Consider the following 22,226-nt stretch of genomic DNA (forward strand, 5'->3'; position numbering starts at 1 on the left):
ACGAGCCTCTGTAGCCTTTAGATCAGAAGCATGGCCTTCGCGCTCGCTTTGCCTCGGCTCGTGGCATGGTCCCTCCTGCAGGTGAGCAGCCTGCCCGATACGATCGTGACCCGGACCATTCCGGATCGCGGTGTCCTGGAATGGACGAGCGGCCTCCTGCAGATCTTGGTGCTGCTGCTGGCCGTGGGCGCCCTCGTTACCCTGATCCTGCTGCTCCGCGCCGTACGCGATGGGGTGCTGAAGCTCAATGGTACGCTCGACCGGCTGGCCGCCGACACCCGTCCGATGCTGGCAGACGCGAGCGCCATCGTCCGCGATGCGCGCGATACCGTGGCGACGGTGAAACGGGATGTGGCCGCGGTAACCGATGCGGCCGCCGCCGTTGGCGACACCATCCTCGATGCCGCCGCGGTGACCGCGCGCCGGGTCGATGAGGTGAATGCCGTGCTTGACGTGGTGCAGGACGAGCTCGAGGAAACCGCGATCACGGCCATCGCTGCCGTTCGTGGCGTGCGTCTGGGTGCCCACGAGCTGGTGGCGCGCTTTCCAGGCAAGGGGCGCAAGCGACGGCGCCCGACCACGACGGATCGGGACGACGAGGGGTGAGCGTGCGGCCACGCGCCAGGGTGCCGTGGGCGGCATGCCTGCTGCTGGCGCTGCTTGCCCTGGTCGCGACACCGGCCGAGGCCTGGGCGTGGACGCCGGGGACGCACGTCTTTCTCGGCGATGCGCTGCTTCGCCATCTCTCGCTGGTTCCGCCGCACATCGGTGCCCTGCTTGCTGCGTATCCGGCCGACTTTCTGTACGGGTCGATTGCGGCGGACACGAGCATTGCCAAGAAGTACGCCGAGGTCGGTCGGCATTGCCACTCGTGGCATGTGGGCATGGAGATCCACGACAAAGCGAACCCTCCGGCCTTGCAGGCCTTCGCGCTCGGGTATCTGGCGCATCTGGCCGCCGACGTGGTGGCCCACAACTTCTTCGTGCCCCGCCAGCTGGCGGTGACCTCGAGTACGAGTGCGCTGGGGCACAGCTACTGGGAAAGCCGCATCGACACCCACCTTGGCGATCCGTGGCCCCGCCGAGCCCGGGAACTGCTGCGGCTCGATCATTCGCCGGCCGACCAGCACCTCGATCGCATCCTCAGCCCCACGCTGTTTGGTACGCCCACCAATCGCCGGATCTTCCGCGGCATGGTGTACGTGACCGACACCGAATCGTGGCAGCGGATCTTTCAGCTGGTTTCCGAGAACAGTCGCTGGGATCTGGCCGACGCCGACGTCGGCCGCTATCTGGCCCGCGCCTTCGACTACATCGTGGACCTGCTGAATCGTTGGGACCGCAGTGAGCCGTTCACCTTCGATCCATCGGGTGATACACCGCTCCGCGAAGCCAAGCGGGTACGGCGGCAGGCGCGACGGGAGGGCGGCGATATGCGCGCGGCGCTCGAGGCCGACCGCATGTTCGGCATGCCGGTCACCCCGTTGCGCCACGCCCTCGATCTTCCTGCCCCGTTGTTCAGCCCCCGCGAGCGGCCAGCAACTGGTTGACCTTGCGGGGATCGGCCGACCCGTTCGACTTCTTCATCACGAGGCCGACCAGCACTCCCTGCAGCTTCTTCTCACCGCTCATGAAGCGCGCCGCCTCCGCGGCATGTTCGGCGAACACCTCGTCGATCCACCTCACCAGGGCCTCGTCGTCACGCACCTGCAGCAAGCCGGCCGCGCGGGCCACATCGAGCGGCGATCCCGGATCCTGTTCGAGCACGGTGAAGAGCTGACGCGCCGCCGTGTTGGAGAGTTGCCCCGACACTTCGAGCGCGATGAGGGCGCCCAGCCGCTCTGCCGACACGGGATGGTGGGCGAGTGGCGTTCCGGAGGCGTTCACCGAGGCCAGCACCGGTCCGAGCATCCAATTGGCGGCCCGTTTGGCGTCACCGGCCGCTACCGCGACCGCCTCAAAGCGATCGGCCAGCTCCCGCGTGGCGAGCAGCTGTTCGATCTCGGCATCGGCCAGCGCATACTGCGCGGCGAAGCGTGCACGGCGCGCCGGCGGTAACTCCGGCAGCGCGGCATGCTGGTCGGCGATATAAGCGGGGGCGAGCTGCAGCGGCGGCAGGTCCGGCTCGGGGAAGTACCGGTAATCGTGGCTTCCCTCCTTGCTGCGTGAGGGGCGCACCTCGTTGCGCTTGTCGTCGTAGAGCATGGTCTGCTGCTCGATGCGCCCTCCGTGGGCCAATACCGTACACTGCCGCGCGAACTCGATCTCGGCCGCGCGCTCGATGGCCGAAAACGAATTGAGGTTCTTGATCTCGGTCTTGGTGCCCAGCGTCGCGTCGCCGATTCGCCGAACCGAAATGTTCACATCGACGCGGAGCGACCCCTCTTCCATGTTCGCATCGGACACGTCGGCATACTCGAGGATCTGCTTGAGCCGTTTGGCGTAGGCAGCGGCGTCGGCCGCGGAACGGATGTCCGGCTCGGAGACGATTTCGACCAGCGGCGTACCGGCGCGGTTGAGGTCGATGGCGGTGGCATCGGCAAAGCGATCGTGGATCGATTTGCCGGCGTCTTCCTCCATGTGCACGCGGTGCACTCGAATGACCCGCGGCGTCGCATCGGCGTTGGTGCCCACGACGATCGCGCCGTTGGTGGCCAGCGGGCGATCGAACTGCGAGATCTGATAGCCCTTGGGCAGGTCTGGATAGAAATAGTTCTTGCGCGCGAACACCGACTCCTCGTGCACGGTGCAGCCGAGGGCCAGCGACGCCCGGGTGGCCAGGGCTACCGCCTGGGCGTTGAGCACGGGGAGTGCCCCAGGAAGCCCGAGGCAGACCGGACAGGTGTTGCTGTTCGGTGCGTCTCCGAACGACGTACGGCAGCCGCAGAAAATCTTGCTCTGCGTCTTGAGCTGACAGTGCACCTCGAGGCCAATGACGAGTTCCCACTCGCGGCCTCCTCCCGACAGGTCGTGCGCCCCGATCACTGGTGTGCCTCCGTTCCGAGCGCCCGTTCGAGCGCCGCCGCCGCGCGGAACATGGTGGGCTCCGCGAAATGCGGTGCCAGGAGCTGTCCTCCGACGGGGAGTCCATCAACCCGGCCAATGGGCTGCGACATGGCGGGAATGCCGACCAGGTTGGCCGTCACCGTGAAGATGTCGCTCAGATACATCTGGTATGGATCTGACACCTCACCAATGCGGAACGCCGGTGTTGGCGCCGTGGGGGTGAACAGCAGGTGCACGCCGGACGCGAACACCTGCGAGAACTCCTGACGGATGAGGTCGCGCACCGCCTGTGCACGCCGATAGTAGGCATCGTAGTAGCCGGCGCTGAGCACGTAAGTCCCGAGCAGGATGCGGCGTGTCACTTCGGCGCCGAATCCCTCGGATCGGGTGCGCTCGTACATGGTACCGAGGTCGTCTGCCATGGCGCGTCGGCCATACCGCACCCCGTCGTAGCGGGCGAGATTGCTCGATGCTTCGGCGGGGGCAATGATGTAGTAGACCGGAATCGCGAGATCGGTGCTGGGGAGTGAGACGTCGCGGATTTCGGCGCCCAGGCTCTCCAGCACGGTCAGGGCGTGCCGACAATGAGCGGCGATGCGTGGATCGAGGGACGCCGGGAAGTACTCGATCGGTCGCCCGATCACGAGCCCCGCGAGTGGCCGCGCGGCGGCCGACGTGTCGTCAGCTGTTGGTGGCAGGAACTCGGGCACTGCGTGCAGCGCACTGGTGGCATCGAAGCGGTCATGCCCGGCAATGATCTGCAGTCCGGCGGCAGCGTCGCCCACGGTGCGACCAAAGACCCCGACATGGTCCAACGAGGAGGCATAGGCCACGAGCCCATACCGACTGACGCGCCCGTACGTGGGCTTGACGCCAACGATCCCGCAGAACGCGGCGGGCTGCCGAACGGACCCGCCGGTTTCCGAACCGAGGGCGAGGCGAACCACCCCGGCGGCCACGGCGGCGGCCGACCCGCCGGAGCTTCCGCCCGGCACGCGGGTACGGTCGAGCGGATTCCGTACCGGCCCGAAGGCACTGTTCTCGTTTGACGAACCCATCGCGAATTCGTCCATGTTGGTCTTGCCAATGATGGCCGCGCCCGCGTCGCGCAGCTTGCGGACGGCGGTGGCTTCGAAGGGGCTTACGTAACCCTCGAGGACACGCGAACCGCACGTCGTGGGCAGTTCGCGCGTGACCAGATTGTCCTTGATGGCGACCGGCACCCCGGCCAGTGGTCCGGCGTCGCGGCCCGTCGCCTCGCGGTCCACGGCGAGAAAGGCATTGAGCCCGTCGGCGCCGGCACGCACCGCATCGAATGCGGCCCACGCCGCTGCCACGCGATGCGCGCGCAGCGTGCTGAGGACGGAGTGGTCGCTCACGGCGCCTCCTCGGCACTGGCACCGAGCGCGCCGTGGGAGGCCAACCGGGGCACAAGGAAAAAGCCGTCACGGGCCGATGGCGCGAAGGCCTCGCGCGGGCGTGCGAGCGGGTCGGGCGCCAGCGCATCGTCACGCAATGGTGCCCCCGGGGTGTCCGGCGAGCGGAGGACACTGCTCACATCCACCTGCTGCAGCACCTCCATGTGCGCGAGAATGCCGTTCAGTTCAGCCACCAGGGCTGGTACCCGTTCGGCGTCGAGCCCAACGCGGGCCAACCGGGCCACATGGCGCACATCGTCCGACGTGACCGACATCAGTCCCACTCCTTTTCGAGCTTAGCCTGGGCGAGCACGAGTGTCTTGCGCCCGATTTCCTCGTCATCGAAATCGATGCGCACCTTGGTGTCGCGCCCGCTGCCGGTGATTTCCGCAATCGTGCCACTCCCGAAACGCGCATGCTTCACGCGTTCGCCCGGCCGGTACGCCGGCGCATCCTGCGATTCGTCCTCGGGCTGCGGGACATCACGCCGGTTGGGGGTGCTGAAGCCACCGGCCGGCCGCGTGGCGAAGGGGACATTGGGCGCACGATCGCCGTAGGCGTTGGAGCCGTACGGGCCGCTTGCCCGGCGTGGGGCGCCGGCAGCGAACCCACTGGCCGACCCACTGCGCCCCCAGCTCTGGTCGTCATCCCGCCGACTGCCGTAGCCGCTCCCGAGTCCGGCCGCACCGGCACGCCCTTCGGCCTTGGCGCGCCCCGTCTTGCCCCGCTCCGCCAAGGACGGCGTGACGGCCTTGAGGAAGCGTGAGGGCATGGAGATCATGAGTTCACCGTTACGCCGGCGCTGCTCAGCGCACGTGAGGTACAGCTTCTCCTCGGCCCGGGTGATCCCCACGTAAAACAGCCGGCGCTCTTCCTCGAGCGACGACGGATCCTCGGCGGCGCGCGCCAGTGGGAAGAGTCCGTCTTCGAGCCCGCACACGAACACCAGGGGGAACTCCAGTCCCTTGGCATTGTGCATGGTCATGCACACCACGGCGTCGGCATTGGGATCGAGCTTGTCGACGCCGGCCACCAGCGTCGACGACTGCAGGAAGTGATCGAGCGGCGTGAGTCCCACCTCGCCGCCCTCATCGGCCACCACCTCAGCCGCACCGGCGATGAGTTCGCGCACGTTGTCGATGCGCTCGAGCCCTTCCGGCCCCTCGGCGCGCAGGTGTTCGGCGTACCGGATGGCCTGCACGAGATCCCGCAGGAGCTCATCAACGGCCGCCTCCACGGCGGCGACGCGCAAGCGCTGCACCAAGCCCACGAAGTCGGCCATTGCCGCCCGTGCGGCAGGGCGCAGCGACGCCACCACATCGGGGTGCGTGGCGATCTCCAGCAACGGCTTGCCGTCGAGCGCCGCTCGCTCGGCGAGCAGCGCAATGCTGGCATCGCCAAGGCCGCGCTTGGGTACGTTGGCCGCCCGGAGGAACGCCTCGTTGTCGGCGGGGTTGGCGATGAGCTTGAGGTACGCCATGAGATCGCGGATCTCACGACGGTCGTAAAAGCGCACCGCGCCGACCAATCGGTACGGGATGTTGCGGCGCCGAAACGCATCTTCGACGGCGCGGGACTGGGCGTTGGTGCGATAGAGGACGGCGCAGTCACGTCGCGACAGATCCGACTTCGCCATGCGGCCCAGAATCGTCTCGGCGATGAAGTCCGCTTCGTCGCGTTCGTCGAGACACTCGATGAGGGTGACCGGTTCTCCGGCCGGACGCGTGGCGCGCAGTGTCTTGCCGCGGCGTTCCGTGTTCTCCGCGATCACCGCATTCGCGAGCGCGAGGACGTTGGGCGTGGAGCGGTAGTTCTCCTCGAGGCGCACCACAGTGGCGCCCGGAAAGTCGCGCTCAAAGTCGAGGATATTGCGGATGTCCGCGCCGCGCCATCCGTAGATGGACTGATCGTCGTCGCCGACCACCATGACGTTGCGGTGCAGGCCGCCCACCAGTTGCACGAACCGATACTGCGCTGCGTTCGTGTCCTGGTATTCGTCCACCAGCAGGTAGCGGAACCGTCGCTGGTAGTGCGCGCGCAATGCCTCGTCCATCTCGAGGGCGCGCACCGGAAGCACGAGAAGGTCGTCGAACGTGACGGCATTCGCCTGCTGCAGCGCCGCTTCGAGATCGGTGTACACGCCGGCAACCGCGGTGGAGAAGGTGTCGCGTGCGGTGCGTGCGTATTCGCCGGGCGACACGAGCGCGTTCTTGGCGCTGGAGATGGCACCGAGAATGGCCTTGGGCGCGAACTGGGTGGGACTGAGCTTGCGCCGTTCCATGACGCGCTTCACCGCGCCGATGGTGTCGTCTTCGTCGTAAATCGTGAAATTCTGTTCGCGACCAACCAGGGGTGCGACGCCGCGCAGCATACGCGCGCCCAACGCATGGAAGGTGCCACACCACATGCCCTTGGGCTCGTGGCCGAGGAACTTCGCGATGCGCTCCCGCATCTCGCCGGCGGCCTTGTTGGTGAAGGTGACCGCGAGAATTTCGTGCGGAGCCACGTTGCGCGTGCCGATGAGGCGTGCGATGCGGGTGGTCAGCACCCGCGTCTTGCCCGAGCCGGCGCCCGCCAGGACGAGCGCGGGGCCGTCGTCATGAAAGACGGCGTCACGCTGGCCGGGATTGAGCCCGCGCGTGAGGGCATCGAGGTCGACGCGTGGCGCCGAAGGCACCGCATCGAAGAGGGAACCGGTCCAACCCGTCGTTGTCATCCGCTCAAGATAACGTCGAACGCCGCTCCCCGGTCGGTTTCGGCGAGTACCAATCGCCCGTGATGATTTTCCTCCACAATGCGACGAGCCAACGACAGGCCAATGCCCCAGCCGCGATCCTTGGTGGTGAACCCGGCGTCGAAGATGCGCTTCCGCAGCGCGCGCGGGACCCCCGGCCCGTCATCCTGGACCCGAATGCGAGCGCCTCCCTCCGGGATTGGGGTGACCGAGACGACGACTTCGCCATTGCGGCCACCGAGGGCATCCATGGCGTTCTTGATGAGCACTTCCAGCACCCATTCCAGCAGCACGACGTCGCCACGCACCATGACCGGTCCACCGGGGTCGTCGCTGCGAATGGTCACCGTGCGCGCCAGCGTGGGCGCGCGCGCCGCGAAGTACTCCGCCAACCGTCGCACGAGCGCCGTGGCGTCGAGTGTTTCGTCGCGCGGTGGCCGTCCGATGCGCTCGAAGCGATGTGAGACGCGTTCGAGCCGTTGCACATCCTGCGCCATGGCCGCGACGGCGCGCGTGCCGGTACCGCCCGTGACGGTATCGGCCAGCAGTTCGATCCACCCGGTGAGCGCGGAGAGGGGCGTTCCCAGCTGGTGGGCGGCCTCACGGGCCATGCCGGCCCAGACCTTTTCCCGCTCGGCGCGCCCGCGTTCCACGAGCGCGTACACCCCGAGCCCCACGAGCAGCGTGATGCCGAGCGCCTGCAGCAGCGGAATGAAGCGCAATCCGTTAACGATGGCGCTGTCGCCCAGATGCACGGCGCCCACCGCCGGTTCCACAATGGGCGGATTCTGCCGGTCCAGGTCGGCGACATAGCGGCGGAAGCGCACCGTATCGGACGGATCGATTCCGTCGGGGAGATTGGCCGTCGCCGACACGCGGCCGTCGTTGTCGGTGAGGACCAGCGGCAGCCCCGACTCGCGGATCTGCCGTGACAGATCGAGGAGGGCGATGGTGGGATCGGCGTTGACGCTGGTGTCCTGCAGCGCTTCGTAGATGCGCGCGTACATGCGCCCCTGGCCTGCCCCGGCCGCCCGCAGCTGGGTGACCACGTGCTGCGTGTAGGCCACGTACCAGACCAGCAGGGCGATCACCCCGAGCACCATCGCAACGAGGGGCCAGCGACGACGGCGCATGTGGGAGGGGGCGAGGGAGAACCGAGGACGCCTTGGCAGACTCAGCGCAGGACGGCCCGGCCCAGCCAAGGCTGCAGGGCCTCCGGAATGCGCACCGAGCCGTCGGCCTGCTGGTGGTGTTCGAGCAGGCTGGCAATGATGCGCGAAAACGCGAGCGCCGACCCGTTGAGCGTATGCGCGAAGCGCGGCTTCTCTCCGGGCGCGGTGCGATAGCGGATGTTGGCGCGCCGGGCCTGAAAGTCGGCAAACAGGCTGCAGCTGGAGACCTCCAGCCACTTGCCAACCGCCGGCGCAAACACCTCGAGATCGTATGTCATGGCGCTCGAGAAGCCCGTGTCTCCGGCCGCGAGCAGCACGCGCCGGTAGGGCAGCTCAAGCCGTTCCAGCACGGTTTCCGCATGGCGGGTGAGCAGTTCGAGCTGCTCGCGTGCGTTTTCCGCGGTGGCGTAGCGCACGAGCTCCACCTTATCGAACTGGTGTACCCGAAGCAGGCCGCGCGTATCCTTTCCCGCCGAGCCGGCTTCACGGCGGAAGCAGGCGCTGTAGCCGCAGAGGCCCATCGGCAGCGCCGACGCGTCAAGGATTTCGTCGCGATACAGATTGGTGATGGGCACCTCCGCGGTGGGGATGAGGAACAAATCCTCATCGGGCACGCGGTACATGTCGTCCTCGAACTTGGGCAACTGCCCGGTGCCGGTCATGCTGGCCCGATTGACCACGAGCGGCACCCACGCCTCGTCGTACCCATGCTCCTCGGTGTGAAGCTCGAGCATCATGTTCATGAGCGCACGAACCAGCTTGGCTCCCACGCCGCGATACACGATGAACCCCGATCCGGAGATCTTCGCGCCCCGCGGCAGGTCGAGCATCCCCAGCGCGGCCCCCTTCTCCCAGTGCGGGACCAGAGTGTCGCCGTCGCCGCGCGGCTCGCCCCACGTCTTCATGATGGTGTTGTGCGACTCGTCACCCTCGGGGACCTCGGCGAGGGTGATGTTGGGCAGTTCGTACAGCATGTGCTGCACCGCGGCTTCGGCCTCATTCCGTCGCTGTTCGAGGGCGGCAATGGCCTCGCCAATGGTACGCCCCTCGGCGATCAGCGACGAGGCATCCTCACCGGCCTTGCGCTTCTGCGCCACATCCTGCGTGAGCTTGTTGCGTCGTGCCTGCTGCGCCTCCAACTCGGTGATCGCGGTGCGCCGCTCGCGCTCCAACACCTCGGCGCGGTCCAGCACTGGCGCCAACTCGGCGAGCTTACCGCGGCGCCGCATGCCTTCGCGCAGGTGGTCGAGTTGATCGCGCAGCAGCCGAATATCGTGCATGCCAGTGTCAGGTTCAGGTGGAGGGGAGGCCCACCGTGAGCGCACGATACCCGCAATTGCGGTTCACGAGCGCCCGCAGCACGATGCGCCGTTCGGCGAGGATCACGCTGTCAACGGCCACCTTGCCGTAGAACGGGTCCTGGAGGATGCACTGCGAACTGGTGAGCCTGATCAGCACGACCTCGCTGACCGCCACCACGAGGGTGGAGTCGTCGGTATAGCCCCGATCGGGGGCCCGCGTGATGGCATCGAAGGCCGACGTGCTGCGCGTGAGCCCGATGCTGGGCGCCCCAGCCGGCGCCTGAGGGACGAGCGCCCGTGCCGGCAGGAACCGGACCTTGCCGTCGGCGGTGATGTCGAAGGCGACCTCGAAGTTCACCGTGCCGTTGCTGAGCAACTGCGGGCGTTGGACCGAGAGGTTGCTGAAGAGCACACTGGCCGGGAGGGCCGAATTGGTACCGGACAGCGCCCACACGCTGAAGGCGCGCACGGTGTTTTCACTCGTGGGCGGCGACAGGAACGGGTTGTTGTCGCTGCATGCGGCCCCCACGCTTGTCATCAGGGCGACGGCACAAAATGACAGGGCGCGCCGAACCAGGCGAGGCGCGCCGTTCCGACGGTCGTTCAGGGTGAAGCGCATGGCGATTTCCGAGGTGATCCGGCCGTCAGGCCGGCGAACGTTCCACCTTCGGAGGTTACCGCCCAACTCGTGCACGGGCAAGCGGTTCGGCCGCGCAATGATCGCTTGACTTCGCACGCGGGGCGGGACAGCGTTCCGCCATGCCCACCATTCGAGATCTGGTCAGTGCGCTGCGGCGCCGCGACGGCGTGGACGCGGCCATCGTTCTCGGTCGCGACGGCCTCCTCATTGACGGGAACAGCACGTCGCCTCTCGACCCCGACGGGCTCGCGGCGTTCGTGCCCCCCATGGCGCTGGCCGCTGCCGATCTGGGCGTGGCGGCGCAGCGCGGCGATTTCGGCATCATGGTGCTCGAGTATGCGGAGGGCCATGCGGTCGTCACGGCGCTGTCGCATGACGCCTTTCTCCTGGTCCTGCTGCAGCCCACGGCCAATCTCGGCGCCCTGCTCTACGAACTGCGACGTCACCGCACCCAGATCTCGGCGCTGGTCTGAGCCAGTGACCGAGGCGGTGACCGACAGCCCGACGACGGCGCTGCCGATTCTGGTCGTCGACGACGAGCCGCACATTGGCCGCATCATCCGCACGCGGCTCGAGCAGGACGGCTTTCGTGTCATGCTCGCCGAAAGCGGGGTCGAGGCGCTGGACCAGCTACAACATGAACCGGACGTTGGGCTGATCGTGCTGGATCTCATGCTGCCCGGCATGTCGGGGATCGATATCTTGCGGGTCCTCCGTGAGGATACGCGCTGGAGCGACCTGCCCTGCATCGTCCTGACGGCAGCCGGTCAGGAAGCGCACTGGCAGGAAGCCGAGGCCCTCGGCGTGGCCGAGGTGATGTCGAAGCCCTTCAGCCCCCGCCGGCTGCTTGCCCGCGTGCGCCACCATATGCGGGGGCCGCGCGCCTCCGCCGATGATACGAGTTCGCTGTGACCCGTCCTTTCCCCCGGTCGAAGACCGCATGATTCGCTGGAACGTGGTGCTGGCCGGCGGCATCGGCTCGCGCTTCTGGCCGTTATCCACGCCAACGCGCCCCAAGCAGTTGCTGCCACTGGTCACGGATGCGCCCATGTTGTGCGACACCCTCGACCGGTTGCGCCCATCGGCGCCCCCCGAGCGCACCTTGGTACTGACCAACGCCACGTTGCGCGACGCCGTGCTGGCGCTGGATCCGACACTGCCGGCCGACAACGTGATTGCCGAACCGCGCCCGGCGGGTACCTGCGCCGCGCTGGCGTGGGCCGCCAAATTCATTGCCGCTCGCGACGGTGGTGAGGCGGTCATGGTGTGCACACACGCAGACTGGGCCATTGGCGATGTGGAGGCGTTCCGCCAAACGCTGGACCGCGCCGCGCAGGTGGCGCTGACGCGCCGTTCCCTGGTGACGGTGGGTATCGTGCCGTCACGTCCCGACCCCGGTTTCGGCTACATCCAGCCTGGCGAGGTGGTGCGCGATGATGTGCGGCGGGTGGCGCGCTTCGCGGAGAAACCTGACGCCGCCACGGCCTCGCGGATGGTCGCCGAGGGGTATCTCTGGAACTCCGGCATTTTCGCCTGGTGTGTGGGCGACCTGCTCGAAGAGATCCGCGAACACACGCCGGAGGTCCAGCCGGCGTTGGCGTCGTCGGGCGACGATCTCGCGCGATTCTTCGCCGCCGTCCGCTCGATTGCCGTCGATGTGGGTGTGCTGGAGCGTTCGCACCGTGTGCTGGTGCTCCCCGGGCAGTTCGGCTGGGACGATGTCGGCACCTGGGCCGCATTGCATCGGGTGCGCGCGCACGATGGGCAGGACAACGCCATGCTTGGTCCGAGCCATGCCTGCCAGTCCACCGGCAATGTCGTCCATGCAGACGGTACCCAGGTAGTCCTCTACGGCGTCCACGACCTCGTGGTGGTGGCGCGCGCGGGGCTGGTCATGGTCACAACCCGTGAGCGTGCCGCCGACCTCAAGACCCTGCTGGACACGCTTCCCCCAGACGTACGCGATCGATGATCATTTTCTACGATGACGCCCGAGCGCGTCGGTTCGAGCCGTTTGCCACCACGCGCCCCCTGGCCGAAATGCGCATGGGGGCGCTGCTCCAGCGCGAACGATGGCAGGAGGTGCTGCACGCGGCGCCACGCGGATTCGTGTCATCACCGCACCTTGAAGGATTCACCGAGTTCGATGCGCCCCCTGCTCACGTGGGTGATGTCCCCGCGGGCACGTGGCTGGTGAACACCCGTGCCGTGCCGATGCTGGAAGCCGTACGCAGCACCGCCACGGTGCTGGCGATCGATCACAAGGTGGCGGCCGTCAAGCTTGCCGCGGCCGTGTCGCGTGAGCAGCTGCAGGACGCGCTGTTCGCGCTCGAGGATGTCCTGCCGAGCACCGGCTCGATGGCGAACATTCCGGGCGTGTGGCTCGACAACGTGTGGGACCTGGTCGCGCATCTCCAGAGCGTGTTGCAGGCAGACATCCCGACACTGGCGCTGCAGACCGAAGCGGTTCCCCTGGCAAACAGTCTGGCGACGATTCTGGGGAGCCACGGCGTCTTTGTGGAAGCCGATGCGACCATCGAACCGCAGGTGGTGTTCGACACCACCCTTGGTCCGGTGCTGCTGCGTCGGGGCGCGGTCGTGCAGGCCTTTTCGCGTGTCGCCGGCCCCTGTTACGTGGGCCGTGAGGCGTCGGTGCTGGGCGGACGCGTGGCGGGGTGCGCCATCGGCGACGTCTGTCGGGTGCACGGTGAGCTGTCGGCGTCCATTCTGGTCGGGCACAGCAACAAGGGACACGAGGGGTTCGTGGGTCACTCCGTCCTGGGACGGTGGGTCAACCTCGGCGCCGGTACCACGACGAGCAACCTGAAGAACACGTACGGCAGCGTCTCGTTGTGGACTCCGGATGGTGTGCAGGACACCAAGCTGCAGTTTCTTGGCACCCTGTTTGGCGATCATGCCAAGACCGGCATTGGCCTGCGCCTCACCACCGGTTGTGTCGTTGGCGCCGGAGCCAACGTGTTCGATGCGATGCCACCCAAGGCGGTGGCCCCATTTTCCTGGGGCGGTGCGGCGCCGTACGGCCGCTTCGCCGAGGAGAAGTTCGTCGATACCGCGGAGCGCATGATGGCGCGCCGTCAGATCGTCATGTCCGCATCGGCCCGCGGGTGGTGGCGCCGTGTGCACGCCGTCGCGAGCGCCGACACGCGCTGGCCGCGTCGGTGATGGGCCACTCGTGATTACCGTGACCATGCTCGGCTCCGGGAGCCGAGGCAACGCGATGCTGGTGGACGGCAGCGATGGCACCGTGCTGGTGGACGCCGGTTTCGGCGTGCGTACCCTGGCCAAGCGATTCGAGGCGGTGCAGCGGCGGCCCAGCGATGTGGGGGCGGTGCTGCTCACGCACGAGCATGTCGACCATGCGTGTGGGGCAGCGGCGGCCTGCGACCGGTGGTCGTGGCGCGTGCACGCATCGGCCCCTACCCTTGCGGCCATGTCGCTGCTGGCCAATGGAGCGCCCGCCGACCTGCAGCCCTTTGCGCCGAGCGGTGATCAGGTGCTGTGCGGATTCCTCATCGAACATGCCCCGCTGCCGCACGATGCCAGCGATTGCCGCGCGCTGGTGCTGACCGATCGCGCGAGCGGTGCGCGACTGGGGATCGTGCTCGATGCCGGCCATGTCCCCGAGACACTGCCGGCATTCCTCGATCGCCTGGATCTGCTGGTGCTGGAGTCGAACCATGACCCGGACCTGCTGGCGAATGGTCCCTATCCGTGGCCGCTCAAGGAACGCATCGGCGGTGGGAGCGGACATCTTTCGAACCAGCAGGCGTCAATGCTGGCCGGCGCCTGTGCGCACCGCGGGTTGCGCCACGTGGTGCTGGCCCATCTCAGCGAAACGAACAACACCCCCGCCCTCGCCTTGGCGAGCACGCGCGAGGCGCTCCGCGGCGCCGGCTGGAAGCGCGACGGGGTGTCGACGGCGCTGCAGCGCGTGCCGCTCTCGCCGGTGCGCGCCGACGGTGGCGTTGGGCGGCTGGCAGCGACGCAGTTGGCGCTTGGCCTCTAGCGGCGAAAGGCGCGAAGGGAACGCGCGCCCCACCGCGGTCGGCAACGTCCCCGCGGTCATGGCGCGGCAGCACCGGGTGATTGCCGCACCCCGACCGCCGAGCGCCTGTTCCGCCCCGCGGCGCGGCGGCTCGCAAACACGAACGGGCACCTCGCGTGAGGTGCCCGTCGTGCGTCGTGCCTGGAAGCGAGTCCTGAGCGCGAGGCTCAGTACATGCCGCCCATGCCCGGGCCACCGGCCGGCGCGGCCGGCTTGTCTTCCTTCTTCTCGACGATGAGGGCTTCGGTCGTCAGGAGCAGACCGGCGATCGACGCCGCGTTCTGGAGCGCCGTGCGCGTGACCTTGGTGGGGTCGATGACGCCAGCCTGGACCAGATCCTCGTACACGTCCGTGAGGGCGTTGTAGCCGAAGCTCGTCTCCTTGGCCGTACGGATCTTCTCGATCACGATCGAGCCTTCGCCACCCGCGTTCTGCACGATCATGCGGAGCGGCTCCTCGATGGCGCGACGGATGATGTCGACACCGATCTGCTCGTCGCGCTCGGCGACCTTCACGTCCTTGAGGACGTGCTGCGCGCGCACCAGCGCGACGCCACCGCCCGGGACGATGCCTTCTTCGACGGCCGCGCGCGTCGCGTGCAGCGCGTCTTCGACGCGGGCCTTCTTCTCCTTCATTTCGGCTTCGGTCGCCGCGCCGACGTTGATGACGGCCACGCCACCGGCGAGCTTCGCGAGACGCTCCTGCAGCTTCTCACGATCGTAGTCCGAGGTGCTCTTGTCGATGGCAGCGCGGATTTCCTTCACGCGGCCTTCGATGTCCTTCTGGTCGCCGGCGCCGTCGATGATCGTGGTGTTGTCCTTGTCGATTACGATGCGCTTGGCCGAGCCGAGGTCGGTGAGGACCGCGTTCTCGAGCTTGAAGCCGACTTCGTCGGAGATGACCTGGCCCTTGGTGAGCGTCGCGATGTCCTGCAGCATCGCCTTACGGCGATCGCCGAAGCCCGGCGCCTTGACGGCGACGATGCGGAGCGTGCCACGGAGCTTGTTCACGACGAGCGTGGCCAGCGCCTCGCCCTCGACGTCTTCGGCGATGATGAGGAGGGGCTTGCCGAGCTGCGCCACCTTCTCGAGGACCGGGAGGAGGTCCTTCATGGCCGAGATCTTCTTGTCGTGGATGAGGATGAGCGCGTTCTCGAGAACGGCTTCCATCTTCTCCGGATCGGTGACGAAGTACGGCGAGAGGTAGCCGCGATCGAACTGCATGCCGTCCACCGTCTCGAGCGTCGTCTCGAGGCCCTTGGCCTCTTCGACGGTGATCACGCCGTCCTTGCCGACCTTCTCCATCGCTTCCGCGATGAGGTTGCCGATCTCGGGGTCATTGTTGGCCGAGATGGTGCCGACCTGCGCGATTTCCTTCTTGCCCGTGGTGGGCACGGAGATCTTCTTGAGCTCCTCGACGATCTGGGCGACGGCCTTTTCGATGCCGCGCTTGAGCGCCATGGGGTTGGAGCCGGCGGTGACGTTCTTGAGGCCCTCACGGAAGATCGCCTGCGCGAGCACCGTGGCGGTGGTGGTGCCGTCACCGGCGAGGTCGGACGTCTTGGTCGCGACTTCCTTCACCATCTGCGCGCCCATGTTCTCGATGGGATCGGCGAGTTCGATTTCCTTCGCGACGGTCACACCGTCCTTGGTGACCGTGGGCGCGCCGAACTTCTTGTCGATGACGACGTTGCGGCCCTTGGGACCGAGGGTGACCTTCACCGCTTCGGCCAGCTGATCGACGCCGCGCTTGAGTGCCGCGCGCGCCTCAGTGTTGAAATGGAGTTCCTTGGCTGCCATGGTAGCTGAATGGAGTTAGGGTGCGGTTCAGTTGATCACGGCGAGAATATCGGACTCGCGCAGGATGAGGAGCTGCTCGCCCTCGATCGTCACTTCGGTGCCGCTGTACTTCCCGTACAGCACCTTGTCACCGACCTTGACGTCCATCGGGACGCGGGCGTCCTTCTCGAAACGGCCCGGGCCGACGGCAACGATGTTGCCCTGCTGGGGCTTTTCCTTCGCGGTATCGGGGATGTACAGCCCACCGCGCATCTGCTCCGCCTCTTCGAGCGGCTTCACGACAACGCGATCCGCGAGCGGCGCGACCTTGGACATACGGATTGATCTCCTGCGAACAGGGTCAGGGGAACGAACAAGACGAATTGGATTAGCACTCATGCGAGACGAGTGCTAACGGAAGGGAACCTAGGCGACGCCGAGTCTCGCGTCAAGTGGGCCTATGGCCATCTAAGCCAATGAAATGCAACAGCTTAGCAACTTGCCAGTTAGGCAGAATGGCCGCCAAGATGGCAATCTCCACCCCCTGCGACTGGCCACATTGGCAGGAGTGGTCGGTTCAGTCCGCGAAGATCAGCGAGCCACTCTGCCACAACTGGTCGGAGCCATCGTCGCACCGGATACAGATGCCCCCGGTCGCCGAAACGCCAGTGACCGTGCCCACCGCGGGTGCCGTCACGCGGCGTCCCACTGCGGCATCGCGCGCGTCCCATGCCGCCAATTCGGCCGCCGAGAGGGGACCAAGACCGGAGGCCGCGCGGCGCAGCGCCGGCGCCACCGCTTCCAGCAGAGCGTCGCGCGACACATCCTGACGCACCGCGATCGTCGCGGGGAGATCGCCAGGCACCCGCCGGTTGATGCCCACGCCGATCGCGACCCAATCGGGGCGCGCACCACGCCAGCGCGCTTCAATGAGCACCCCGGCCAGCTTCCGGCCCTCGACCAGCAGGTCATTGGGCCACTTGAGCATGATGCGACCATCCACGCAGGACGTGAGCGCCGTGGCCAGTTCGAGTCCGACACGCAGCGACAGCACCTCCACCGCGCCACTGTCGACGGGACGCTCGATGAGCGTGCACCACAACCCGGCATCGGGTTCGGAGATCCACGTCTTGCCGCCCCGCCCACGTCCCGCTGCCTGCGACGCCGCGAGCACGAGCGTCCCCGCGGGCGCGCCCTCCGCAGCGAGGGCGTGCGCCACGTCCATCGTGGAGGTGACCTGCGCGTGGTATTCGAGGCGCGCGAGGCCGAGGCGCGCCGCCAGCGAGGGCGCGGGAGCGGTCACGCGCGGATCAGCTGCCGCGCGTCGCCAGCGTATAGAACACCACGCCAGCCAGCAGCACGCGATAGAGTGCGAAGATGCCGAAGCTGTGCTTGCTCACGTATCGCAGCAACACCGTGATGGCGAGCCAGCTGCTCACGGCCGCCGCCAGCACGCCGTAGAGCAACGGCACCGACACCCCATCAGCCAGCAACGCCGCGGGGGCCTCCTTCACGACAGCGGCGAGGGTGATGGGCATGCTCATGAGGAAGCTGAAGCGCGCCGCACTCGGCCGGTCGAGATGCAGCAGACGCCCGGCGGTGATGGTCGACCCCGAGCGCGAGACGCCCGGTACCAGCGCCAGCACCTGCGCGCACCCCACGATGATGGCATCACGCATGGTGACCTCCTCGATGCTGCGCGAGCGGACACTCCACTTGTCGATGGCCCAGAGCAGGATGCCCAGCACGATGAGCGTCGTGCCGATGATGTACGGCGAGCGGAAGGTGGTCTTGGCGAGATCGTTGAGCAACAGCCCGCCGATCCCGGCGGGGATAGTGGCGACGACGAGATACAGCAGGCGGCGCTCGTGCACGGTCTCGATGCGCCGCGTGCGCGCGATGCGGAACGCGCTGCGTGTCATGTCGATCCACTCGGCACGGAAGTACCACATGAGCGCCATGAGCGTACCGAGGTGCAACGCCACATCGAATGACAGCCCGGGATCCTTCCAGCCAAGCAGATAGGGCGTCAGCGCAAGATGTGCCGAGCTGGAGACGGGGAGCAGTTCGGTCAAGCCCTGCACGAGACCGAGCACGATGGCCTGAAAGATCGTCACGAGGGAACGGAAAGGGTGGGAAGCGGCGCCACGCCGCCATCGGCGTCCGGACCGGCGGTTGCCGGTGCCGCCCCGACGGTGCGTTCGTAGAGCGCTTCGTACTGCGCCACGATCGCCGCCTCACTGAAGCGCGTCCGCGCATCGGCGGCAGCGGCCGTACTCATGGCCTGCCATTGCACGGGATCAGCAAGCAACCGGATTCCCGCTCGCGCCATCGCTTCGACGTCCCCGACCGGGAAGAGAAACCCGGTCTCCCCATGACGGACGACCTCGGGGAGACCACCGGCGTGCGCGCCGATCACCGGCACGCCGGTGGCCAGCGCCTCGAGGGCACTGAGGCCGAACGACTCCTTGTCGCTGGTGAGTAGAAACAGATGCGCCCCGGCGAGTAGCGGAGCGATCGCATCGATCTTGCCGAGGAAGTGGACGTGCTCGCTCACCCCCAGCTCCCGGGCCTCGGCCTCGGCCTCCACGCGCTCGGGACCGTCGCCGATCATGATGAGCACCGACGGGACGTCCCGGTCGATCCGCGCGAAGGTGCGCACGATGTCGCGTACGCGCTTGACGGGGCGAAAGTTGGAGATGTGCATGATGACTTTCCGCCCCAGCGTGACATCGGCGGGGACGGGAAAGACGTGGCGCGACCGGTCGTACAGCGAAGGATCGATGAAGTTGGGAATGACCTCGACCTGACAGCCGACGCAACCGAACGCCCGATACGTCTCATCGCGCAGGTACTCGGACACTGCCGTGACCGCATGCGACTTCTCGATCGAGAACTTCGTGATGGAGAAGAACGACCGTTCCTGTCCCACGATGGTGATGTCGGTCCCGTGCAACGTGGTCACCACCTTCACGTCGCGCCCCTCCTCTCGCAGCATGGACCGGGCAATCCACGCGCTGGTGGCGTGCGGAATGGCATAGTGGCAGTGCAACACATCGAGCTGATGATCGCGCACCACTTCGTGCATGCGCACGGCCAGGGCGAGGTCGTACGGCGGATATTCGAACAACGGGTACCGCCCCACGTCCACCTCGTGGAAGTAGACGCGCGGCAGGAAGCTGGGGAGGCGGAACGGCTGCGCATACGTGATGAAATGCACCTCGTGCCCGCGAGCGGCGAGGGCAATCCCGAGCTCGGTGGCCAGCGCCCCAGATCCGCCGTACGTGGGATAGCAGGTAATGCCGATCTTCATGCGTTCACTCCCGCGAGCGGAGGAATTCCGTCCCACCACGCCAGCGCCTGGTCGAGGGCCTCGCGGTGTGCGGGATTCACGTGGGTCACGGCGGCGGCGGGCAACTGATGCCGGAACCAGGTCCGCTGCCGCTTGGCATACTGCCGCGTCTCGATGACCACCCGTGCCACGGCGGCGTCGAGCGTGCATCGTCCTTCCACGGCATCGCGCACCGCCCCGTAGCCACTCGCCTTCCAGGCCGGTGCGTCCGGGGGGATCTGCTGCCGCAACTGTACGATTTCCTCGACGAAGCCGTTGGTGATCATGTCGTGTACCCGACGCTCGATGCGGTCCGCGAGCACGGGCCCGGGATCCACCACAAGGTAACGGGCGGGTCGCGCCGCGGGCTCACGTTGCCCGAGGTGCGCGCTGAGGCGGGTGCCCGCAAGGAGGGCCGTCTCGATGGCGCGCAGCCACTGCGTACGCCCCAGATGCGCCCGGGATGGATCGAGCCGCGTGCACCATCGCTGCAACTCCGACACCGGCATGGCCGCCAGAAGCGGCTCGAGCTCCGCCCGGCGCGCGGCATCGAGCGCCGGCACGGCGTCGAGAGGGTGCACGAGTGCACGGACGTACAGCCCCGTGCCGCCGACGATCACCGGCCGCACGCCGGCGTCGAGGCTGGTTCGGCACCACTGGGCAGCCTGCTCCGCCCACTGTCGGGCGGAGTACCGCTCGGCGGGCTCGGCAATGTCGATGCCGAAGTGGGGCACACGCCGCTGTTCGTCGGCCGACGGTTTGGCCGTCCCGATGTCGAAGCCGCGATACAGCTGCCGGGAGTCGGCACTCACGATGGCCAGGCCGCGGGCCTCGGCCAGTTGCATGGCGAGCGCGCTCTTCCCCGCCGCCGTGGGCCCCACGATACAGGCAACCGGAGACGCGAACACCAGCTCCGCCGTGTCGGGCGGCGCGTTGGTCACCGCCGCCTCACTTGCGGCCGAAGCGGCGATCGAGTTCATCCCACGACAGGCGGACGATCGTGCTGCGGCCGTGCACATCATGCGCCGCCAGCCGGGTGTCGGCGAGCGCCACGTAGAGCGCGCGCATCTCGCCGGGAGACAGCGTGTCACCGGCCTTGATGGCCGCCTTGCACGCGAAGGTGGCCGCCAGCCGTTCGTGACGCGCCTGCGTGCTGGGGACCCGGTCGCCCGTCATCGCCGCGAGGGTGTCGCGGAGGCAACGCTCGGCATCGAAGCGCGGATGCGGCATGGGCACCGCATTCACGAGCAGGGTATGGCCGCCGAAGTGCTCGATTTCGAAACCCAGCTTCACGAAAAGGTCGCGGCTGCTCTCGAACGCCTCCGACTCGGCGGGGGCGAGGTGCAGCGTCATGGGGAAAAGGAGACGCTGCGACGGTGCCTCGCCGCGTTCGAGCACCCCCAGGAACTGCTCGTACAGCACGCGCTCGTGCGCCGAATGCTGATCGATGAGAATGACGCCGTCGTCGTGTTCGAACATGAGATACGTGCGCCGCAGTTGCATCAACGGCGGCACGGCAACGGGCTCGGGGGGCGCGGTCAGCACGGCGTCGCTCTCGTGCGGTGCCGGGGCGGGCGTGCCCACGCCGCCCACGTCCTCCGTGAGCGATTCCCACGGCGGTGTGTCGAAGGCGGGGGCCGCCGCCGCGTCGTGCGGCGCGAAGAGGCCATCCGGCGCCTGCGGCGCACGCAAGGCGGCCGGCTCGAGCCACACGGGGGCACTGCGCCACGCCGTCGACGTTGCCCCGGACGGCGACCAGCTGCGCCATCCCCCGATATCGGCCGACGCCTCGAACAGCCCGAGCGCTCGCCGCACAGCCTGTTCGACCGCTCGTTCGATGGGCCAGCGATCACGGAAACGAACCTCGGCCTTGGCCGGATGCACGTTCACGTCCACATCGGCCCCCGGCACATGCACCAGCAGGACCACCGACGGCCGCATGCCTGCCGGCAGCGTGGACTTGTAGGCCGCTTCCGCCGCCCGCACGAGGCCGAAATCGCGCACCAGCCGGCCGTTCACCACAAGCAGCACGCGGCGGGACGCCGTGCCCACATCCGCCGGTCGTTCCACGAGGCCGGTCACGTGCACCGGGCCCTGCACGTCGTCGACATCGACGAAACGTTCCAGTTCGCGTGCGCCCCACAGCGCGGCCAGTCGGGTGCGCAGGGTGGGCACAGCGGGCAGATCGAGCGCCACCTTGCCGTCGTGCCGCAGCACGAAGTGCACATCGCGTCGCAGCGTGGCAATGGCGTGCATGGTGTCGAGAATCCCGCGCCACTCACTGCGCGCACTGCGCAGGAATTTCTGCCGAGCGGGCGTGTTGAAGAACAGGCGGTGCACCGACACCGTGGTGCCGCGGCGTCGCGCGGCGGCACGCGTCTCCTGCAAGGCGCCACCGGCCACGCGCACGAGCGTGCCGGCGCCGTCCTCGGGGGCGGTCTCGATTTGCAACTCGGAGACCGACGCAATGGCCGGCAACGCCTCGCCGCGGAAGCCGAAGCTGCGAACCCCCACCAGCTGTTCGGCAGAGGAGATCTTGGACGTGGCGTGACGCGAAAGGGCGAGCACCGCGTCGATACTGTCCATGCCGGACCCATCGTCGGCGATGCGGATGAGGGCACGTCCGCCGTCTTCGACGGTTACATCGACCGTGGTGGCGCCGGCATCGAGCGCGTTCTCCACCAGCTCCTTGACCACCGATGCCGGCCGTTCGACCACCTCGCCAGCGGCGATCTGGTCGGCAACAGCAGTTGGCAGAACGGCGATTCGCGACATTCCGA

Annotated in this window: 21 protein-coding genes; 7 read left to right on the top strand and 14 right to left on the bottom strand. The window is 67.6% G+C overall.

Going from position 1 to position 22,226, the window contains the following annotated elements; translation table 11 throughout:
- The first annotated feature begins 30 nt into the window (after positions 1–30).
- Both O9271_RS07665 and O9271_RS07670 read left to right on the top strand, forming a co-directional pair.
- Complete coding sequence (locus tag O9271_RS07665; RefSeq protein WP_298267924.1) at positions 31–606, top strand: hypothetical protein; 576 nt, start codon at positions 31–33, stop codon at positions 604–606.
- Positions 603–1,550 (top strand): zinc dependent phospholipase C family protein, encoded by a 948-nt coding sequence (locus tag O9271_RS07670; RefSeq protein ID WP_298267926.1) that lies wholly within the window; start codon positions 603–605, stop codon positions 1,548–1,550. The genes O9271_RS07665 and O9271_RS07670 overlap by 4 nt, the downstream gene beginning before the upstream one ends.
- Here O9271_RS07670 and gatB read toward each other — a convergent pair.
- Genes gatB through O9271_RS07705 form a run of 7 tightly spaced genes read right to left on the bottom strand, consistent with a single transcriptional unit; the run spans position 1,519 to position 10,250 of the window.
- Positions 1,519–2,985, bottom strand: coding sequence for an Asp-tRNA(Asn)/Glu-tRNA(Gln) amidotransferase subunit GatB (gene gatB / locus O9271_RS07675; RefSeq protein WP_298267929.1), 1,467 nt, complete (start codon positions 2,983–2,985; stop codon positions 1,519–1,521). The genes O9271_RS07670 and gatB overlap by 32 nt on opposite strands.
- Entirely contained in the window at positions 2,982–4,385 is a 1,404-nt protein-coding gene (gatA, locus tag O9271_RS07680; protein WP_298267931.1) for an Asp-tRNA(Asn)/Glu-tRNA(Gln) amidotransferase subunit GatA, read from the bottom strand. The genes gatB and gatA overlap by 4 nt, the downstream gene beginning before the upstream one ends.
- The gene (gene gatC / locus O9271_RS07685; RefSeq protein WP_298267933.1) at positions 4,382–4,699 is read right to left on the bottom strand and encodes an Asp-tRNA(Asn)/Glu-tRNA(Gln) amidotransferase subunit GatC; all 318 of its coding nucleotides are present in this window, start codon (positions 4,697–4,699) and stop codon (positions 4,382–4,384) included. The genes gatA and gatC overlap by 4 nt, the downstream gene beginning before the upstream one ends.
- A complete protein-coding gene (locus O9271_RS07690; protein ID WP_298267935.1) occupies positions 4,699–7,140 on the bottom strand; it encodes a UvrD-helicase domain-containing protein in 2,442 nt (813 codons plus the stop codon). Before O9271_RS07690 ends, gatC begins: the two co-directional genes overlap by 1 nt.
- Positions 7,137–8,291, bottom strand: a complete 1,155-nt coding sequence (locus O9271_RS07695; RefSeq protein WP_298267937.1) for a HAMP domain-containing sensor histidine kinase — start codon at positions 8,289–8,291, stop codon at positions 7,137–7,139. Before O9271_RS07695 ends, O9271_RS07690 begins: the two co-directional genes overlap by 4 nt.
- A 41-nt stretch (positions 8,292–8,332) precedes the next feature.
- A complete protein-coding gene (serS, locus tag O9271_RS07700; protein ID WP_298267939.1) occupies positions 8,333–9,610 on the bottom strand; it encodes a serine--tRNA ligase in 1,278 nt (425 codons plus the stop codon).
- A 13-nt stretch (positions 9,611–9,623) separates the two neighbouring features.
- Positions 9,624–10,250, bottom strand: coding sequence for a hypothetical protein (locus tag O9271_RS07705; RefSeq protein WP_298267941.1), 627 nt, complete (start codon positions 10,248–10,250; stop codon positions 9,624–9,626).
- 140 nt (positions 10,251–10,390) lie between these two features.
- Between O9271_RS07705 and O9271_RS07710 the strand changes: the two genes are divergently transcribed.
- The 5 genes from O9271_RS07710 to O9271_RS07730 are packed head-to-tail and all read left to right on the top strand — an operon-like array spanning position 10,391 to position 14,298.
- Entirely contained in the window at positions 10,391–10,744 is a 354-nt protein-coding gene (locus O9271_RS07710; RefSeq protein WP_298267943.1) for a roadblock/LC7 domain-containing protein, read from the top strand.
- 4 nt (positions 10,745–10,748) lie between these two features.
- On the top strand, positions 10,749–11,183 hold the full coding sequence (locus tag O9271_RS07715) for a response regulator transcription factor (protein ID WP_298267945.1): 435 nt from the start codon (positions 10,749–10,751) through the stop codon (positions 11,181–11,183).
- Between the two features lie 28 nt (positions 11,184–11,211).
- Entirely contained in the window at positions 11,212–12,243 is a 1,032-nt protein-coding gene (locus O9271_RS07720; RefSeq protein WP_298267948.1) for a mannose-1-phosphate guanylyltransferase, read from the top strand.
- Positions 12,240–13,454 carry a putative sugar nucleotidyl transferase gene (locus O9271_RS07725; protein ID WP_298267951.1) on the top strand — a complete coding sequence of 405 codons (1,215 nt, stop codon included), beginning with the start codon at positions 12,240–12,242 and terminating at the stop codon, positions 13,452–13,454. The genes O9271_RS07720 and O9271_RS07725 overlap by 4 nt, the downstream gene beginning before the upstream one ends.
- A gap of 10 nt (positions 13,455–13,464) precedes the next feature.
- Positions 13,465–14,298 (top strand): MBL fold metallo-hydrolase, encoded by an 834-nt coding sequence (locus tag O9271_RS07730; RefSeq protein WP_298267954.1) that lies wholly within the window; start codon positions 13,465–13,467, stop codon positions 14,296–14,298.
- A gap of 206 nt (positions 14,299–14,504) precedes the next feature.
- On the opposite strand, the gene groL is transcribed toward O9271_RS07730, so the two are convergent.
- The 7 genes from groL to mutL all read right to left on the bottom strand — a co-directional run bounded on the left by groL (position 14,505) and on the right by mutL (position 22,221).
- Positions 14,505–16,136 carry a chaperonin GroEL gene (gene groL, locus O9271_RS07735; protein WP_298267959.1) on the bottom strand — a complete coding sequence of 544 codons (1,632 nt, stop codon included), beginning with the start codon at positions 16,134–16,136 and terminating at the stop codon, positions 14,505–14,507.
- 27 nt (positions 16,137–16,163) lie between these two features.
- Entirely contained in the window at positions 16,164–16,451 is a 288-nt protein-coding gene (locus tag O9271_RS07740; RefSeq protein ID WP_291260161.1) for a co-chaperone GroES, read from the bottom strand.
- A gap of 241 nt (positions 16,452–16,692) precedes the next feature.
- Positions 16,693–17,418, bottom strand: coding sequence for a biotin--[acetyl-CoA-carboxylase] ligase (locus O9271_RS07745; protein WP_298267962.1), 726 nt, complete (start codon positions 17,416–17,418; stop codon positions 16,693–16,695).
- Between the two features lie 7 nt (positions 17,419–17,425).
- Positions 17,426–18,232: an undecaprenyl-diphosphatase UppP gene (uppP, locus tag O9271_RS07750; RefSeq protein WP_298267965.1), complete on the bottom strand. Its 807-nt coding sequence runs from the start codon at positions 18,230–18,232 to the stop codon at positions 17,426–17,428.
- Complete coding sequence (gene bshA / locus O9271_RS07755; RefSeq protein ID WP_298267968.1) at positions 18,229–19,428, bottom strand: N-acetyl-alpha-D-glucosaminyl L-malate synthase BshA; 1,200 nt, start codon at positions 19,426–19,428, stop codon at positions 18,229–18,231. The genes uppP and bshA overlap by 4 nt, the downstream gene beginning before the upstream one ends.
- Positions 19,425–20,426 carry a tRNA (adenosine(37)-N6)-dimethylallyltransferase MiaA gene (gene miaA / locus O9271_RS07760; RefSeq protein ID WP_298267970.1) on the bottom strand — a complete coding sequence of 334 codons (1,002 nt, stop codon included), beginning with the start codon at positions 20,424–20,426 and terminating at the stop codon, positions 19,425–19,427. The genes bshA and miaA overlap by 4 nt, the downstream gene beginning before the upstream one ends.
- Positions 20,395–22,221: a DNA mismatch repair endonuclease MutL gene (mutL, locus tag O9271_RS07765; RefSeq protein ID WP_298267972.1), complete on the bottom strand. Its 1,827-nt coding sequence runs from the start codon at positions 22,219–22,221 to the stop codon at positions 20,395–20,397. Before mutL ends, miaA begins: the two co-directional genes overlap by 32 nt.
- Positions 22,222–22,226: the final 5 nt, after the last annotated feature.

The sequence above is a fragment of the Gemmatimonas sp. genome, from assembly GCF_027531815.1.
Lineage (GTDB): Bacteria > Gemmatimonadota > Gemmatimonadetes > Gemmatimonadales > Gemmatimonadaceae > Gemmatimonas.